Consider the following 1,384-nt stretch of genomic DNA (forward strand, 5'->3'; position numbering starts at 1 on the left):
GCAGAATATCGTTCCAATCGTCCCCGCCGAGTATGGACCCCTCCCCCCCAAGGTCAAGCAGCCCGCCTTTACGCGCCCAACCGGCGCGCCTAACTGACAGAAATGCCCTTCGACGACGCACGCTTCCGCCCGGCCACCCGCCACGCCCAGCTGGGCGCCGATTTCTATGACGTGGTCGCCGCGGCCGAATTCCCCCGCCACGTCACCCGCTTCCGCAACCAGCCCTGGGCGGAAGCCCTCGGCCTCGGCGCCCTGACCGAGGCCGAATGGACCGACCATTTCGGCCGCTTCCAGCCGCTCCCCGGCAGCTTCGAGGCCCCCCTGGCGCTGCGCTACCACGGCCACCAGTTCCGCAGCTTCAACCCCCAGCTTGGCGACGGGCGCGGCTTCCTCTTCGCCCAATTACAGGAGGAAGGCGGCCGCTTGCTCGACCTCGGCACCAAGGGCTCCGGCACCACCCCCTGGTCGCGCGGCGCCGATGGCCGGCTGACCCTGAAGGGCGGCGTGCGCGAGGTGCTGGCAGCCCAGCTGCTCGAGGCCCAGGGCGTCGACACCTCCAAGCCCTTCAGCCTGATCGAGACGGGGGAAAACCTGGTGCGCCAGGACGAGCCCTCCCCCACCCGCAGCGCCGTGCTGGTGCGGCTCAGCCATTCGCATGTCCGCATCGGCAGCTTCCAGCGCCTGGCCTTCAACCGCGACACCGACGGCGCGCAGCGGCTGATGGACTACTGCCTGGACACCTACCTGCCCGAGGCCGCCGGCCGCGACCCCACGGCCTTCCTGGAGGCGGTGATGCGCCGGGTGGCCAGGACCGGCGCGCAATGGATGGCCGCCGGCTTCGTCCATGGCGTGCTGAACACCGACAACATCAACATCACCGGCGAGAGCTTCGACTACGGCCCCTGGCGCTTCCTGCCCACCTACGACCCGAACTTCACCGCGGCCTATTTCGACCATAACGGCCTCTACGCCTATGGCCGCCAGCCGCAGACCCTGCTGTGGAACCTGGCGCGGCTGGCCGAGTGCCTGCTGCCGCTTTCCAGCATGGACGCGCTGCAGGGCGTGCTGGAGGGCTTCGCCCCCGCCTTCGAGGCCGCCTGGACCGCGGCCTGGCTGCAGCGCCTGGGCCTGCGCAGCCTGGGGCAGGAGGCCGACACCCAGCTCTGCGTCCTCTGGGAGAGCTTCCTGCAGGAAAGCCAGGCGCCTTTCGAGCAGGCGGTCTTCGACTGGCAGGGGGGCCTGGCCAGCGGCGTCCGCGCCGGCGCCAGCCCCGAAGCGGCGCATTACGCGACCCCCGCCTTCGCCGCCGTCAAGGAACGGCTGGAGGATTTCCGGGCCGTCGACACCACCCGGCTGGAACACCCCTATTTCCACCGCCCCACCC

The 1,384-nt window shown here is 70.4% G+C and carries 1 protein-coding gene; it reads left to right on the plus strand.

From position 1 onward, the window contains the following. Positions 1-102: 102 nt before the first annotated feature. Positions 103-1,384, plus strand: a 1,282-nt coding sequence (locus GVN67_RS28965; RefSeq protein ID WP_160000756.1) for a protein adenylyltransferase SelO family protein, incomplete at its 3' end; no start/stop codon positions are given.

The sequence above is a fragment of the Roseomonas sp. 18066 genome (assembly GCF_902706185.1).
Classification (GTDB): domain Bacteria; phylum Pseudomonadota; class Alphaproteobacteria; order Acetobacterales; family Acetobacteraceae; genus Pseudoroseomonas.